The 15,390-nt window shown below is 53.5% G+C and carries 14 protein-coding genes; 5 read left to right on the top strand and 9 right to left on the bottom strand.

Annotation, left to right across the window (positions count from 1 at the left end; translation table 11 throughout):
* Nucleotides 1-4: 4 nt before the first annotated feature.
* Nucleotides 5-448, bottom strand: coding sequence for a cobalamin B12-binding domain-containing protein (locus tag SE86_RS06600; protein WP_117354793.1), 444 nt, complete (start codon nucleotides 446-448; stop codon nucleotides 5-7).
* Entirely contained in the window at nucleotides 426-2,117 is a 1,692-nt protein-coding gene (locus tag SE86_RS06595) for a methylmalonyl-CoA mutase family protein (protein WP_342755378.1), read from the bottom strand. Before SE86_RS06595 ends, SE86_RS06600 begins: the two co-directional genes overlap by 23 nt.
* A 540-nt stretch (nucleotides 2,118-2,657) precedes the next feature.
* On the opposite strand from SE86_RS06595, the gene SE86_RS06590 reads away from it, so the two are divergent.
* Nucleotides 2,658-3,491: an ABC transporter substrate-binding protein gene (locus SE86_RS06590; RefSeq protein WP_117354791.1), complete on the top strand. Its 834-nt coding sequence runs from the start codon at nucleotides 2,658-2,660 to the stop codon at nucleotides 3,489-3,491.
* 2 nt (nucleotides 3,492-3,493) lie between these two features.
* On the opposite strand, the gene SE86_RS06585 is transcribed toward SE86_RS06590, so the two are convergent.
* Nucleotides 3,494-5,071 carry a glycogen/starch/alpha-glucan phosphorylase gene (locus SE86_RS06585; protein ID WP_117354790.1) on the bottom strand — a complete coding sequence of 526 codons (1,578 nt, stop codon included), beginning with the start codon at nucleotides 5,069-5,071 and terminating at the stop codon, nucleotides 3,494-3,496.
* 81 nt (nucleotides 5,072-5,152) lie between these two features.
* Nucleotides 5,153-7,192, bottom strand: a complete 2,040-nt coding sequence (locus SE86_RS06580; RefSeq protein ID WP_117354789.1) for a glycoside hydrolase family 13 protein — start codon at nucleotides 7,190-7,192, stop codon at nucleotides 5,153-5,155.
* Between the two features lie 145 nt (nucleotides 7,193-7,337).
* Between SE86_RS06580 and sucC the strand changes: the two genes are divergently transcribed.
* Together sucC and sucD are read left to right on the top strand one after the other, a co-directional pair.
* A complete protein-coding gene (gene sucC, locus SE86_RS06575; RefSeq protein WP_117354788.1) occupies nucleotides 7,338-8,474 on the top strand; it encodes an ADP-forming succinate--CoA ligase subunit beta in 1,137 nt (378 codons plus the stop codon).
* 10 nt (nucleotides 8,475-8,484) lie between these two features.
* Nucleotides 8,485-9,366 (top strand): succinate--CoA ligase subunit alpha, encoded by an 882-nt coding sequence (sucD, locus tag SE86_RS06570; RefSeq protein WP_117354787.1) that lies wholly within the window; start codon nucleotides 8,485-8,487, stop codon nucleotides 9,364-9,366.
* A gap of 25 nt (nucleotides 9,367-9,391) precedes the next feature.
* Here sucD and SE86_RS06565 read toward each other — a convergent pair whose 3' ends face one another.
* From SE86_RS06565 to SE86_RS06550, 4 genes are all read right to left on the bottom strand, one after another.
* Nucleotides 9,392-11,017 (bottom strand): DEAD/DEAH box helicase family protein, encoded by a 1,626-nt coding sequence (locus tag SE86_RS06565; RefSeq protein WP_117354786.1) that lies wholly within the window; start codon nucleotides 11,015-11,017, stop codon nucleotides 9,392-9,394.
* Complete coding sequence (locus tag SE86_RS06560; RefSeq protein WP_117354785.1) at nucleotides 10,992-11,420, bottom strand: hypothetical protein; 429 nt, start codon at nucleotides 11,418-11,420, stop codon at nucleotides 10,992-10,994. Before SE86_RS06560 ends, SE86_RS06565 begins: the two co-directional genes overlap by 26 nt.
* Before the next feature lie 70 nt (nucleotides 11,421-11,490).
* Nucleotides 11,491-11,850, bottom strand: a complete 360-nt coding sequence (gene metG, locus SE86_RS06555; protein ID WP_174221348.1) for a methionine--tRNA ligase subunit beta — start codon at nucleotides 11,848-11,850, stop codon at nucleotides 11,491-11,493.
* Nucleotides 11,847-12,422, bottom strand: a complete 576-nt coding sequence (locus tag SE86_RS06550) for a DNA-directed RNA polymerase (protein ID WP_117354784.1) — start codon at nucleotides 12,420-12,422, stop codon at nucleotides 11,847-11,849. Before SE86_RS06550 ends, metG begins: the two co-directional genes overlap by 4 nt.
* A gap of 620 nt (nucleotides 12,423-13,042) precedes the next feature.
* Between SE86_RS06550 and SE86_RS06545 the strand changes: the two genes are divergently transcribed.
* Nucleotides 13,043-13,738 (top strand): phosphoribosyltransferase family protein, encoded by a 696-nt coding sequence (locus tag SE86_RS06545; RefSeq protein ID WP_117354783.1) that lies wholly within the window; start codon nucleotides 13,043-13,045, stop codon nucleotides 13,736-13,738.
* 8 nt (nucleotides 13,739-13,746) lie between these two features.
* Here the strand turns inward: SE86_RS06545 and prs are convergent, their stop codons facing one another.
* The gene (gene prs, locus SE86_RS06540; protein ID WP_174221367.1) at nucleotides 13,747-14,655 is read right to left on the bottom strand and encodes a ribose-phosphate diphosphokinase; all 909 of its coding nucleotides are present in this window, start codon (nucleotides 14,653-14,655) and stop codon (nucleotides 13,747-13,749) included.
* A gap of 194 nt (nucleotides 14,656-14,849) precedes the next feature.
* On the opposite strand from prs, the gene SE86_RS06535 reads away from it, so the two are divergent.
* The gene (locus SE86_RS06535; protein WP_117354782.1) at nucleotides 14,850-15,098 is read left to right on the top strand and encodes an Lrp/AsnC ligand binding domain-containing protein; all 249 of its coding nucleotides are present in this window, start codon (nucleotides 14,850-14,852) and stop codon (nucleotides 15,096-15,098) included.
* Nucleotides 15,099-15,390 lie beyond the last annotated feature (292 nt).

Genomic DNA, 15,390 nt, shown 5'->3' with positions numbered 1-15,390 from the left:
AAGTTCAGCCTCCGCTGAGCTCCGCACGGCGCTTCTCCTCCGCAAGCTTTCTAACTACGTCTACTATCCTGCCCAGGCTTTCGCCTGGGAGAAAAACATCCCTGACCCCTAGCCTCTTCAGCTCATCAACGTCAACTATTGGTATGGTGCCACCAACTACCACCGGGATGTCGGAGCCTCCCATTTCACTTAGCTTCTCCATCAGGAGCCTCACGTGGTGTATATGAGCACCGCTGAGTATGCTTACACCTATAACGTCGGCGTCCTCCTCAATGGCAGCTCTTGCAACCTGCTCAGGGGTCTGCCTTATGCCTGTGTATACAACCTCGAAGCCTGCGTCCTTCAAGGCCCTAGCTATGACCTTGGCCCCCCTGTCATGGCCGTCAAGGCCTAGCTTAGCAACTATCACCTTGAACGGCCTTTCCTCAGTATATTGGAGGCTCGACATAGACGCCATACACCTCCTTCAAGGTATTCATGATCTCCCCAAGAGTAGCGTAAGCCTTAGCTGCATTAAGCACGTAAGGCATGATATTCTCACCCTTCTCAGCGGCCCTCCTCAGCTCATCAAGGGACCTGGCCCACCTCTGCTGGTCTCTCATTGACCTTACCTGCGCTATCCTCTGCTTCTGCCTCCTCTCCGTCTCCTGCTGATCAAACTCCAACAGTGGCACCTTCCTAATGTCCTCTACCTCGTTCTCCGCAAATATGTTAACGCCAACTATAAACCTCCTGCCTTCATCGACGTCTTTCTGGAACTTGTAGGCGGCGTCCGCTATCTCCCTCTGCGGAAAGCCCTTCTTGACGGCCTCAAGCATGCCTCCCATGCCCTCTATCTTGTCAATGTACTTCCACGCGCGCTCCTCAACCTCATCCGTCAGCCACTCAACATAGTAGCTCCCAGCCAAGGGATCTATGGTGTCCGCCACGCCGGTCTCATACGCTATTATCTGCTGCGTCCTCAGCGCTATCTTGGCCGCGAACTCGCTCGGCACCCTGAAGGGCTCGTCAAAGCTGTTTGTGTGAAGGCTCTGGGTGCCGCCGAGCACAGCAGCTAAGGCCTCAATTGCAGTCCTAACTATGTTATTCCAGGGCTGCTGCGCTGTCAGTGACACGCCGGCCGTCTGCGTGTGAAACCTGAGCCACCAGCTCCTCGGGTTCTTGGCGCCGAACCAGTCCCTCATTATCTTGGCCCACATCCTTCTAGCGGCGCGGAACTTCGCTATCTCCTCAAAGAAGTTAATGTGTGCATCGAAGAAGAAGCTGAGCCTTGGGGCGAAGGAGTCAACGTCAAGCCCCCTGTTCTTCAGTTGCCTCACATATTCTATGCCGTCAGCTAAGGTAAACGCCAGCTCTTGGACAGCCGTTGCGCCGGCCTCCCTTATGTGGTAGCCGCTTATGCTTATTGGGTTCCACTTGGGCAGGTTCTTGACGCTCCACTCTATGAGATCCATGGCTACCTTCACTGCGGGCTCTGGTGGGAAGACATAGCTCTTCTGCGCCATGAACTCCTTGAGAGGGTCGTTCTGGGTGGTCCCTCCTATCTGAGTATATGGGACTCCCTGCTTCTCAGCCACAGCTACGTAGAAGGCTAGGAGGGCGGGGGCGGGAGGGTTTATGGTCATGTTCGTGGTTACCTTGCTCATGTCTATACCATTGAAAACTACGTCCATGTCTACAACGCTCGGGACGCTAACGCCAACTATTCCAACCTCTCCCTCGGCCATCGGGTCGTCAGGGTCGACACCTACTAGCGTGGGGTAATCAAAGGCTAGGCTCAGGCCGGTCTCACCGTGCTCTATCAGAAACTTGAGTCTCTTGTTAGTCTCCTCAGGGCCTCCGTAGCCGCTGAACATCCTCATTGTCCAGAGACGGGCCCTATACATAGTTGCATGAATACCCCTGGTGAAGGGGTACTCGCCTGGCATGCCAAGCTTCTCCTCGTAGCTAAAGTTAGGTATGTCGGCCGGCGTGTAGACCTCCTTTATAGGTATATCGCTAAGCGTGGTAAAGGACTCCTGCCTCTCCGGCAGCCTCTCTACCCACTGCTTTAAAGTTACGACCTTCCACCGCTCTGCTTTCTCACCTATTTTCTTTACCTCATCTTCGTTAAATATCGTACCCACTAGCGGACACCCGGTATTATTCACTTTACGAAGTTTTTATAGGCAGCAAGTAGAGCATTTTATAGCAAGCCCCGGAAAAAGACGCTAAGATATTGGCCTGGAGTGCCGGAGAGCTTCAGCTCTCAAATAGATTTACATGACTTGTCTTCATAGCCTCATCCTTGTTCCCCCGCGCCCCGCTCGGGGTCTCATAGGGCCTGGGGGCGCTCAGGGTTACCTGGGGCCCCACGCCCTGAGTGCCTGGCTCGCCCCTCCAGGGACTCACGGCACTGCTTCTGGGCTGATGGTATACCTTTAGTCATATATGAAAGTCAAAAACAGCTACGTTAGGCTTAGCGCGCCAATTTGTTGTCAAGCTACCTAAAGCTTTCCAGCTCAGGGCTACAACCGAAAGCCTCGCCCTTCTAGGGCGGGGAGGGGTCAGAGACCCGGAGGTATTCCTAACAAACGCGCCTAGCGACGGACAACATTAACGGCTTCCCATTACAGCAATAATAGCGCTAAAAATACGCCTTCAAAGAGGGAAGCCGTATGGTCAAGCTGTTCTCTGAGATCCTCGGGAAGGAGGTTGAGGTCCCTGAGAGACCCTCAAGGATAGTGAGCCTTGCCCCTGCAATAACCGAGACCCTTTACATGCTAGGGGCTGAAGATAGGGTTGTGGGTGTCAGCTTCTTCTGTGATAAGCCACCCGAGGTTTCGAAGAAGCCCAGAGTTGGCGCCTACCTGAACGTTAACTACAGCCTCCTGCAGAAGCTCAACCCAGACCTCATCCTAGTGACTACCGGCGCTCAGAGGGACAGGATAGCTGAGCTTGAGACTAAGGGCTACACGGTCTATCCCATCCCACTGCCTGTGAGCATTTATGGCATAATAGATAACGTAATAGTTACAGGAATCCTAATAGGAGAACTTCAGAAGGCTAGGGAACTGGCCTTTAGCCTGGTCAAGCAGGTCTTGGACCTCAAGGATGCCCTCACCGGTGTTAAGCTTTACTATGAGATCGACCTGGGGGGTCCTGTCAGCGTCGGCGCTCACAGCTATATAGGTGACGCCCTTGACCTCCTCGGCGCCTCCCATCCGTTCTCAGAGGCTAGAGTTCCGTACATAGTGAACCCTGACAACTCGGCCATAGCTAAGTTCGACCCCGACGTCATAGTTTATGAGCAGAAGCTGGGCGAGAACGCGACTCCTGATAAGGTTAGGAGGAGGTTCGCTGAGAGAGGACTAGACAATCTGAGGGCTGTAAAGGAGGGCCGCATAGCTATACTTGACTATGATAGCTTAGCCCACTATGGGCCTAGCTTCTTCTCCGCGCTTAAGGACCTCATTAATAAGGTGAAGGAGGCCCTCAGCCCAAGGCAGTAGGGTTATTGCTTTTGTCTCTCAGGCTCCTTCTTGATCTCTTCGGGCTTCTTAAAGTAGAATTCGTCGAGAGCCCTGTTTATATCAACGAACTTATACGACGTCTTTAGGGCCGAGAGCGACATAGTCCTGTACTTGTCGGTTCCATATATGTTTATGGCCTCGAGGAGATACTTAGAGAACTCGCTGTAATCTTTCTCGTCTATCTCCTGGGCCTTGGGGTCTGTGTAGATGTTAACTAGCTCCCTTAAGTCCTCGCCAAAGAGCCACCCATTAACTCCATGCTGAACTACTTCAACGACGGCGCCATCCTTTGATGACACTACAGGTATGGCATTAGCGAGGGACTTCATGAAGCTGGTGCCACTGGCCTCCCATCCGCTGAATGGCGTAAATGTCTGTACGTCGCCCCCTGTCTGAAGGACCTTAGCCTTTGTCACATCATAGTCGTGTATGTGAACCACGTTGGGGTACTTCTTAGAGAGCTTGTGGAACTCCCTCATGAACGATAGCCCGTCCACGTCCCTTGGGTGTGCTTTGCCCCCTATCACAAAGAGTACATCTTTCAGGTTATTTTCCTCTATGAACCTAGCTATGAAGTAGGGCCTCTTGTAGCGGGTGTTCCTCCTGAGCCAAACAACTATAGGTCTCTCAAGGTACTCGTCGTTCACGTCTTTGTACGCCTTTATAAAGTTAAGGAAGTCCTTCTTGGCCTGCTGATGAGTAGCCCACAAGTCATCCTCTGTTAAGTTCTCCAGGCCCTTTGCGTTTATGAGCTGTTTAAGCGCGGGGTGAACCCACCTCTCCAAGTCTATGCCGTTGGTTATGTGGGAGATCTTTTCGGCATAGCCTGGGAACGTCTTCTTAGTTATCTCCTCATGTTTAGCTGCAACCGCGTAAGTTATGGTGGCGCGCTCCATGCCTATCTTGGTTAGCACTACGTAGGGCTCTGGATACCCAAAGCCGAACTCCTCAGACAACATTGCCGTGGGGTAAACGGGATGGCCCCAAGGCCCTGGCGTGTGAGTTATGAAGCGATACTCCTTGAACTCCGGTAGCGCCAGCATAACGAGCACCGTGTATGCTTCCTGGAGGTCTATGTTACGCACCTTGTCAAGGCCTATGTAGTCCCTTATGTAGGTCGCTGCAGCCTTGGCCAGGAATACGTACTTGTAAGCGTTCTCCTCAAAGTTGTTCTCTATGTAGGCCTGCTCGCAGTACCTTCTAGCCCAGATAGGGCACACAGCCTCAATGAACACGACCTTGGCGTTGCCGCGCTCGTAAAGCCACGGTCTAGCAATTATCTCGTGGCCCTTAACCTTTACTTTAAACTCCCTCTCAGGCCTAAGCACGGTCTCTATGTTAATTGGCTGCTCCTGCTCCTTAGGTATTGGTGTGTCATCATCACTAAAGGAGTAGTCGACGTACCCGTGCCTATAGAGCAGGGTTATTACGTAGTACTTGGCCCCTCTCCTTGACATAGCGTAAAACTTGTCGCCCTCCAGGACCCCCAAGCCTCCAGCATAGCCGTACAGCTCGTCCAGCGCTATCTCCGGCGTCACTGAAACTATGACGTCCTTCACTAGGCTTGCACCTAGAGCTGTGGCCCTTGACTAGTTATAAAGTCTACGAGTCTTCGCTAATTTAACGCTCTTTAAAAGGCTCTAGGACTTACATATTAAAAAGCCGTCGAGAACCTTGTCGTTGAACCCCCTCCCCAACAGTATCTCGCCACACTTTATGTTACCCATGCTAACGGGACCACGGGTGATGTAGCCAACGACCTCGTCGCCTTGGTAGCTCCTCTCCACAGCTATGGCGTCAGCCCCTAAAGGCTCTGACCTGAAGAAGCCGTACCTTAGCGCGGCCACCCTCCTCCTTATGCTTAGCAGGTCTCGCATCAGACTCCTGAGGCCCTTGTCCCAGGCGCCCTCATCCCACGGCATGGGGAGCCTGTTGTCGGGGTCTTTGCCACCCCTGAGGCCAATCTCATCCCCATAATATATGCTGGGCGACCCGTAAAGAAGTGACAGAAGCACGAAGGCTCTGATGACGAGCTCTGACGATCCTAGGACGTCTAATATTCTTGGAGTATCATGGCTTCCTAGCAGGTTATAAAGGGCGTTTGCAACATACAATGGAAGCCTCAGGTACTGCCTATTGAGGGCCTCTGAGAGCTCGGCTGCGGTTATCTCTCCCTTGAAGAACCTTATTATTGGTCCTCTGGCCTCATAATTCATAGCTGAGTTGGCGACAACCCCCATAGGAAAGCTTGAGAGCTCACCCATAATTTCCATTATAACTGGCACGTCGGAGTCCTTAGCGATGCACTCATACAGTGTTGTCATACTACTATCAGGAAGGCCGTGAGCCACATCTATGCGAAAGCCGTCAACACCCCTCAGGGTAAGCCCTCTCATAATGTCACAGAGATTATCAAGAACCTCACTGCTTCTGACATTAAGCTTGGGCATCCCCCATAGTCCAGCGAAGGTCTCGTAGAAAGGCTTCTTGCCGCGCAACTGCTCAGGGAAGTTCTTACAGCCTGACTCTGTGTACCTCTTAAGCGCTTCCAAGTCCTGGGCTACCTCGATTGGGGAGTCGACAAGAATCCGATACCAGCCCCAGTACGCTGAGCTCTTCCAGCTGGCCAGGACGTCCCTAAACTCCTTAGCGCAGGGTGAAGTGTGATGCACAACTACGTCCATTATTATTCTCAACCCTAAGCTGTGAGCCTTAGTTATGAGCTTCTCAAGGGCCTCGTCACCCCCCAGGGACTCGTCAACGTGCCTCTGATCTATTACGTCGTAGTGATGGTAAGAGTTTGAGACGTAAACCGGCGTAAGGTAAATGGCCTCAACCCCCAAGTCCGCTATGTAATCTAACCTCTCCGCGAGCGCTCTTAGGTTGCCCCCTATGCTAGTCCTAGGCCTTGACGTTGCTGAGGCGTACTCTTTGCTATACCCTGCGAAGCTGTCAGGGAACACTAGGTAATATGATGTGCCGAGATACCATGGGGTGTCATTTATATAGCCCCTGCCTGGCACCCACGGCTCCTGGGAGCCTAGGCCGTCGATTCCAAAGGGCACGTTCTTGCCGTCGACCCCCAGCACAAAGTAGTACGCTGTAACGCGGTCAGGCACCCTAGCTTCATAATAATCCCTGTACTCATCCCTCATCATGCGCGCTGCCCTGAAGGTTCTCCACGAGCTGTTAGCCCTTGCAATAACACTTACTTCGTCGACCTCCCCCCTCAGCGTGAACAGCCTAACAACTGTAGCGCCCCCATAGCCTGAGAAGTAGCCCGGCCACCTCTCGTCGTGAAGTATCAGCTCACCGTGCAGGCCCCCTTCGGAGAGCGCTTCCCGCAGCTCCGAAAGCCCTGCATCTGCAACACTTACGCTGATCTTCCCTATGTTTAGACCTAAATCTACGACCTCGCGGGCAGGGTTCTCGTAGTCCTGGTAGACCCTGTAAAGGCTGTCAACGAAGGCATAATGATATTTCCCCTCCCTTACAGGGACCGTAGCAACGCCCCTATCCCCGCGCCTGAGGAGCTCCACCCTTCCAGGGAAGTATGACGTGAACTCAGACACCAAGTACATGTGAAGCTTCTCAGCGACTTCTGGCCACGGGTAGCTGAAGATAAGGTCTGGTTCGCCTAGGCGCGACTTGCCAAGTCTTGGTCTTCTGCTTATGTACACGCCCTATCGCCTGCGTCATAGAGGCCCTCTGGCTTTTAACAGACCAAACCAGTTTGTGGCCTTGTGTCCTATTAATAGCGCTCAAAAGGCCGCTCTCTTCAGCGCTTATTAATTAAAGCAGCAACTAGGCTGCGCGGGTGAGCCCGTGAAGCTGTTTGAATATGAGGCTAAGGATATCATAAGGAAGTACGGCGTGGAGACCCCAAAGGGCGTCGTCGTTAAGGAAGGCGACGACGTGAAAAAGGCCATACAGGACGCCGGCCTGGTCCCTCCCCTCGCAGTTAAGGCGCAGGTCCTCGTGGCCGGTAGGGGCAAGGCGGGCGGCATAAAGCTAGTTAACAGCGTTGATGAGGCCGTCACCGTGTCACAGCAGCTCTTCAAGACGCCCATCAAGGGCATAAAGCCCTCAATACTCCTAATAGAGCAGGCCATCAAGCATGACGTGGAGCTCTACGCTGGGATAGTCCTAGATAGGTCTGAGAGAAAGCCGCTAGTGCTGGTGAGCAAGTATGGCGGCATGGACCTTGAGGAGGTGGCTAAAGAGCACCCCGAGGCCATAATAAAGTACTATGTAGACCCATATAAGGGCCTCAAGAGCTATGAGGCTAGGTCCCTTGGCAAGCAGCTCGGGCTCTCGGGCAGACAGCTCTCAAGCTTTGAGAGCTTCCTGCAGGCCCTCTATAATGCCTTCATGGACTATGACGCTGAACTCGCTGAGAGCAACCCGCTGGCTCTGCTGCCTGATAAGGTCCTACCCCTGGACCTCAGGATAATAATAGATGACAACAGTCTCTTCAGACACTCAGAGTACGCGGTCACCGAGAAGGAGAGGCTTGGCGAGCTCACGGAGAGGGAGATAGCCGCAAGAGAGAAGGACCTGGCCTACGTCGAGCTGGACGGCGACGTAGGCGTCATAGGCAACGGCGCTGGGCTCACGATGACTACTATGGATCTTGTCTACGAGTTCGGCATGAGGCCAGCCAACTTCCTTGACGTAGGAGGGGGCGCTGAAGCCGAGCACATAAAGGATGCGGTGGAGTTCGTCATGAGCGACCCGAAGGTTAAGAAGGTCTTCATAAACATATTTGGAGGCATAACTAGGGCCGACGAGGTAGCGAGGGGCATAGTGATGGCTCTAGAGGAGCTCGGCAACAAGGCCAAGCCCTTAGTCGTTAGGCTAACCGGGACCAACGAGGAGCAGGGGAGGGATATTCTTAAGAAGGTCGGCATAACTCCTTATAGCGACCCGCTGGAGGCGCTTCAGACGCTTAAGAACCTGTGAGGTGAGGCGCATGGGCATATTAGTTGACGAGAACACGAAGGTAATCGTTCAGGGCATAACCGGCAGAGAGGGCTCGTTCCACACGAAGCTGATGCTGGAGTACAGGACTAAGGTGGTGGCAGGCGTAACACCTGGAAAGGGAGGGACCACGGTCTACGGGGTGCCCGTCTACGACACTGTGCAGGATGCTGTGAAGGAGCATCCTGACGCTAACACATCTATAATCTTCGTGCCAGCCAAGACGGCGGCTGATGCCGTTTTTGAGGCCATAGATGCCGGCTTGAAGACTGTCGTCGTCATAACGGAGCACATACCAATACATGACGCCATGGCGTTTGTCAACTACGCTAAAGAGAAGGGCGTCACAGTGATAGGCCCTAACTGCCCAGGCATAATAACTCCCGGCAAGACGAAGGTCGGAATAATGCCAGCCAGTGTCTTCAGCCCAGGCCCCGTGGGCATTATGTCGAGGAGTGGCACCCTAACATATGAGGTGAGCTACTTCCTCACCAAGGCCGGCCTCGGTCAGTCAACCGTGATAGGAGTTGGCGGTGACCCGATAACAGGCCTCACGTTCCCCGAGGTCGTCCAGCTGTTCGAGAAGGATCCCCAGACCAAGGTGATGGTCATGGTCGGAGAGATAGGCGGTGACGCTGAGGAAAGGGTGGCCATGATGGTCAAGGAGGGCAAAATAAAGAAGCCCATAGTAGCCTTTGTGGCCGGCCGTACAGCGCCAGAGGGCAAGAGGATGGGCCACGCTGGGGCCATAATAATGTTTGGCACCGGCACGTACAAGGACAAGGTAGCCACCATGAAGAGCGCAGGGATAAGGGTTGCTATAACCCCCTACGAGATTCCAAAGCTTGTAAAGGAAGCCCTAGAAGAGGCATAGAGCCTATAGACTGAACGCTCAAAGGTTATTCTACGGCCTCCCTCCTTTTCTTTGACTGAACAACTTCGCTGGTACCGCTAGCCACGACCTCATAGAGGACCGCCGTCTTGCCCGGCATCGGCCGCAGGAGCCTCCCGAGCCTCTGAATGAACTGCCTCCTTGACCCTGTGCCTGAGACTAATATGCCGACGTTAGCGTCGGGTATATCAAGGCCCTCATCGCCCACGGTAGTGACTACTAGGACGCCGTTCTGCAGCTTCTTGAAAGTGTCAAGGGCCCTTATCCTCGCGTCCTTATCGATGTCACCATGAATCAACAGCGCTCCAAGCTTCTGGGCTATCTCCTCAGCTTGCCTCTTATACTGGGTGAATATTATTATCTTGGAGCCCCTGGCCAGCTCCTGCCTTGCCAGCTCTACCACCTTGTTAATTTTGCTGGCGCTCTCCTGCACTATGGACTGCATCTGGGCTCTCACCCTCATGGCCTCGACGGCCCTGGGTTCGCCCTTCTTTGCAGCCTCCAGGACCTCCTGGAAGGTCCTGCCCATGGCTAGGTTCATGTACTTCCTCCTCAGCTCGTCATATGCCTTCTGCTCCTCAGGCAACAGCTTCACCGTGACTCTCCTGATGACATATGGCGCCAGGTAACCCTCCTCCATTAGCTCCGCCGCTCCCTTCTGGTACACGACGCCCCCAACAAGAGGGAACACCTCCTCCTGCTTGTTGTCCTCTCTGACAGCTGTCGCAGAGAGCCCCATGCGGTATGGTGCCAACATGTACTCAGCTATCGCCTTGAACTTGTCAGCTGGCAGGTGGTGGGCCTCATCGAACACAAGCATGGCAAACCTCGGCGAGAGCTCCTTGGCGTATCTGTAGGCGGTCTGATAGGTGGTTATTGTTATATCAGCTAAAGTTTTCTCGTCGCCGTAGTAGGCCCCCAGCAGCCCGCTGGCGTCCGTGAATTTCCTTATGGCGTCGCTCCACTGCTTCACGTGCTCCTTCGTGTAGACCACAATAAGGGTTTTCACGCCGGCTGTAGCTATGGCCGCTATAGCTACGACCGTCTTTCCAGCCCCTGTGGGCAGGACTATCACGCCCCTGTTGCCGTTCTTAGCCCACGCATCTAGCGCCTCCTTCTGATAGGACCTGAGCTGGCCGCTGAAGTTTATCTGCCTGCTTAACCTAGCATTAGAGAACAGGTTCACCTTGTCGTCAACTATGAGTCCCTTTTCGGCCATGTGTTTGATTAGGTCAGCGTAGAGATAAGGCTTTGCCAGGTAGCTTCTCAGCTCATGGCTGTACCTCAGGCCCTGAGTGTACTCCTGCAGGTACGGCTTCAACATGAGCTCGCTTGAGATGACGAGCTCGCCTCTGGCCCTGTCGAGTCCCACCCTTACTGAGCCCTTCCTTCTAAGGTACTCCTCAACAGCCTCCAGGTCCTGCTGGGGTATGGAGCTCTTTATGTCCTCGAGTTCCCTTAAGATGTCAGCTGGCCCCAGCCCCGACTCTCTGGCCTTCTCGTCGCTTAGCTCAAATATCGAGAGGCCGCCCTCGCGCCCCACGTACTTCGAGAACTCCAACAGCCTCTGGAAGTCCTCCTTCTCGAGCCAGCCGCGCACCCTAAACCTAGGCGGTAGCTCCAACCCACTCATCCTTCTCTGTCCTGTAGCCTTTTATCTCCACAGGCTCACCTAAGCCAAGCCTCCTTAAAAGGTTCCTAACCTTCAGTGGGGGCTCAGGCCTGGACCTTAGCTCAACGCACTCCTCCTCTATAGTAGCTTTGTCAACCTCTGGCCACCCGAGCGCCTCAGGCCTGGACCTCTCGCCACAGAGCTTAACTACGATGTCGATAACTTCTAGGCACCTGAGCGAGATGAAGCAATGAGCGTAGACCTCCTCGTTCTCATCACTGAAAAGCAGGACATCTACATAGTTAACCTCGCTTGAGACGAGCTGTGAAAAGAGCTCATAGACGTCATCTTTACTTAAGGTCTCGAAGACGTTCTCGATGCAGAGGGGCCCGGCTCCTGGCGTGGGTTCTAGTTCACCTCCCACATGGATCACCTCTTAAAACCCTCTTCACAGCCGGGCCCCTGCTTAAGTTAACTGCGAGAGAACAAAGGCTTTAGCAAATCCTAGAGCCGGGCTGAACGGGCTCTGCCACTGTCAGGACTACTGGCTTCTCAGAATCACCGCACGGGGCCGCCAGAAGCATGCCTTGGCTCGTCAGCCCAGCCATCTGCTTAGGCTTAAGGTTAGCGACAACTATAATATACTTGCCGACCAGGTCCTCCGGCTTGTACCACCTTAGGAGCCCTGCAAGTATTTGCCTTTGCTCGCTGCCGAGATCTACCGTGAGCTTTATCAGCTTCCTGCTATTAGGCACGGGCTCGGCGGAAATGACCTTACCTACTCTTAGGTCTATCTTTGAGAACTCCGCGTAGTCTATGAGGCCAGACCCCTGAGCCTGATCTCCCTGACTCAAGACTTTCCACCCCCTTCGTTTACTGCTTGAGGCTTAGCCTCGTACCACTCCTCCTTGCCAAGGTATGGCTGCCTCATGGTGAGGCCTATTCTGACGGCCGCCATCCTCCTCGAGACCCTGCTCACCTGCGTCACCCTGACCCTCACGGCGTCGTTTACGCCTACAGTTCTCCCGCTGTCCCTGCCCTTGAAGGCCCTGAGCTCCTGCACGAAGTCCACATCCTCATCCATGAGCTGGGTCCTGTGGATGAAGCCGTCTGCGGGGCCTAAGCTCACAAAGGCTCCAAATTCCCTGACGTCACTTACTACGCCCTTGTCAACCTCCTGAAGTATGGGCTCAAAGCTTAAGACCCTATACCTGACTGGGAAGTATATCTGCGGGTCGTTAGGCAGTAGGACCCCGTCACCCTCAACCTCGGCATCTATAACAGATATTATTACGCCCATGCTCTCGTCCACTTGTCCTTCGAGCTCTTCTCTGAGAGACTGAAGCACTGCCTTCTTTATTTCACCGCTAAAAGCTAGCTCTGGCCTAACCCCCACCCACTCATACAGCGTGTACTCAGCGTACAATAGCCCTTTCCCATTTGTCCCTGGAGAGGAATTCCAGGCATTTTAAGGTTACCCGACCACGCCCAGGACACCGATGCCCACGCGCATCACTCGAACTACAAGGTTGCTGGAAGTGGGGTTCATGCCACGATATTAAGGGCTCTTGCTGTAAGCCCCGGAAATGCAGACCATTTCATAGATAACCAGGGCTGCGCCTGAAGGCTTCGTCCTTTAACCGTTTGCCCCTACGCTCTCACTTCAACATCTTGCCTTCATTCACTATCGGGCGCAGGGACCCCACCTCGCTCGCGCCTCATAGGCAATCAGCGTGGGCTCATGGGCGGCCGTCAAGCTCAACGGCGCGGGGCCCCCATCTACGGCCTAATCCCCTCGCCCCTGGGGCATAGCCCCATCAGGCGGGGGTCACCCGCTTAGCCTGTCATGGGCGTAATACCATAAAGGATTTTTCTATTTATGTGAAAAGAGTTCAGCCCCGTCTCACAAAAAAAGACTCAAGGCTACCCTTAGGTGGCAGCTCTCCTGTGCAGCGCAGTGATCTAAATGCTGCTGACGCGTATTACGAGTTGCGTTTAAAGGAGCCTTATTATTGTCTCTAGGAGGAAGCTTACATTGGGGCTAAGGTGAGTGACGTAAACAGCTACGAGCTTAGGTACAGGTCTGTAAAATTGCTGAGGGCCGCCAGGGCCTTCTTTCCGCTTACAGACCTCTCAAAGATAACAGGTCTGCCTTTGCCGATGCTGTCACGCTATATAAATGGAAGCACTCTTCCCTCCGAGGGCAACGCGAGGAAAATCGTGGACAGCTTGCTCTCAAGGGAAGTCATAACTGCGCTGGTAGCTAAAGCCGTAAGGGTCTACAACGGCTTCTATAATATAGCTGGCGTAACGCTGGACCCCATGGCGCTAACTTTAATATCAGAGTACGTGGTCAGTAGGTTCGACGGCGCCTTCACATGCGTCATGACGCCTGAGGCCGGCGGCATAAGCCTTGCAACAGCCATTGGGCTTACCGCAAATGTGCCCATAGTAGTTGCGAGGAAGCAGCGTCCGCCCTCAGAGGAGCCAGTGCTTGAGACCATGTACCTCTCAGGCCCTGCTTCCTATACAGTTTTCTACGTCACTAAGAGGGAGCTGCCGAAGGACTCCAAGGTGCTGATAGTAGACGACTTCAGTATTCATGGACACACCCTCAGGGCCCTTGTGGAGCTTGTCAGGAAGGCAGGTGCAAGTCTAGCCGGCACTGTTGTCGTGGTTGCTGTTGGAACCGACTGGAAGGTGACGGAGAACTCTGAGGCGCTAATAGAAATAAGGGGCTAAGTCATTCATTACTGCTCATTGTTGCTGACGCCCATTATGCCTGCAAGCTCCCTAGCCACCAGAGGCGCGACGTCAACCTGTCTAACGAAACTGCCCTGAGCCGGCGTGGTGTTAGCCGCAAACACGTTGTTTATGCCAGCTGACCTAAGCCTCTCCTCGGCGCCTGGGGCTAGCACTGCATGGGCCACGATAACAGTTACGCTCCTCGCGCCCTGGTCCCTTAATATCTCGGCTGCCTTAGAGACAGTTCCCCCGGTGCTTATTATATCGTCAACTATTATTACATCCCTGCCGCTCACGTCAAGCTGTTTGACCTTCATTGTTACCTGACCAGTTATCCTGTCCCTCTCCTTCTCAATGTAATCATAAGGCACTTTCAAGTGCTCGGCCAGCATCTTCGCCCTCTCAAGGGCACCCAGGTCAGGCGATAGGACTACATAGTTCGAGCTGCGAATTCCGAGCACCTCAGCCATAAACACGTAGGGCCTCACGTTAACTGAGGCCCCGGGGAACTGCCTCAGGCTGTCGGGCTTGTGCATTTCAACGGTTGCCATATGGCTGAAGCCAGCCGCCCACAGGGCCCTTAAAACTGACCTTATGCTCACAGGCTCCCCTGGGAGAAACTGCCTGTCCTGCCTGGCGTAGGCCATGTAAGGGGCCACCAGCGTCACCCTCTCAGCCCCTGAGGACCTAGCAGAGTCTGCTGCCAACGCACTTAGCACTAGGGAGCTGTCCTGCGACGGTAACATAGTCTTTACATAGATGACGTCAGCCCCCTTCACGTCACACGTGAGCCTCATGTACTGCTCCCCGTCCGGGAACTGCTTATAGGCAGGCTCACAGAGAGAGCCCTTTATAGAATCTGCTAGGGACTTAGCAAAGGAGCGAGAGACTTCATCTGGGCCTGGAACCACCACGTACAAGCGCGGCGCCCCCTATATCCTCTGGCTACTTCGACTTAAAGCTGTTGCCAGCCTATTGCTAGCAAAATTGTTTAAATGAAAGTCTATTCACTAAGGGCCTCCCTTAACTTAGACGACTGAGGCCTTCAAGTTGCTATAAAGTTATATTTGACAGTCCCTTAAAATATAGAAGTGGTTGGGGACTGTAGATGGGTGCCCAGGCAATAGTTATGATAAATACAGATGTCGGTAAAGAGAACGATATATTTAACGAGCTCCTTAAGGTAGACGAGGTAAAGAAGGTCTACATGGTTTACGGGATACATGACTTAGTGGCCTTCGTCGAAGCTGAGAACATGGACAAGTTAAGGACCCTTATAACTGACAGAATAAGGAAGCTCGATGGAGTCAAGAGCACGCTTACCAGCATAATAGTGGTAAGCAAGGAGAAGAGCTGACGCCTAAGCTTGGCCTACTTTTTAAAGCTTCCTGAACCACCTGCACCCAAGCACTTTTTTAATCTTGCAAGCTTTTCTTGATCTGCACCACGCGTCTGACGACGCTAGACATAAAGCTGCCTTCGACCTGCGCTCAGCTCATGATGCAGAACCCAGGGCCAAGGCTGAAAAACTTAACGCTTAGCAGCTCTCTGCATCCAACGGCTCACAGCCTGATTTTTCTTACTATAATTGTTAATTAATTTATGTTTTCTGAATGCATGCAGGGGCCCTTCTTTTAAAACGGCCACTT

It is taken from the genome of Acidilobus sp. 7A, from assembly GCF_003431325.1.
Taxonomy (GTDB): Archaea; Thermoproteota; Thermoprotei_A; order Sulfolobales; family Acidilobaceae; genus Acidilobus.
Note: the sequence above shows the minus strand (reverse complement) of the source record. Positions and strands in the feature narration are given on the sequence as shown.

Bases quoted from the DNA above. Each gene is read 5' to 3' on its own strand.
- SE86_RS06600 (WP_117354793.1), bottom strand. From the start codon at position 448: ATGTCGAGCCTCCAATATACTGAGGAAAGGCCGTTCAAGGTGATAGTT.
- SE86_RS06590 (WP_117354791.1), top strand. From the start codon at position 2,658: ATGGTCAAGCTGTTCTCTGAGATCCTCGGGAAGGAGGTTGAGGTCCCT.
- sucD (WP_117354787.1), top strand. From the start codon at position 8,485: ATGGGCATATTAGTTGACGAGAACACGAAGGTAATCGTTCAGGGCATA.
- SE86_RS06565 (WP_117354786.1), bottom strand. From the start codon at position 11,017: ATGAGTGGGTTGGAGCTACCGCCTAGGTTTAGGGTGCGCGGCTGGCTC.
- SE86_RS06535 (WP_117354782.1), top strand. From the start codon at position 14,850: ATGGGTGCCCAGGCAATAGTTATGATAAATACAGATGTCGGTAAAGAG.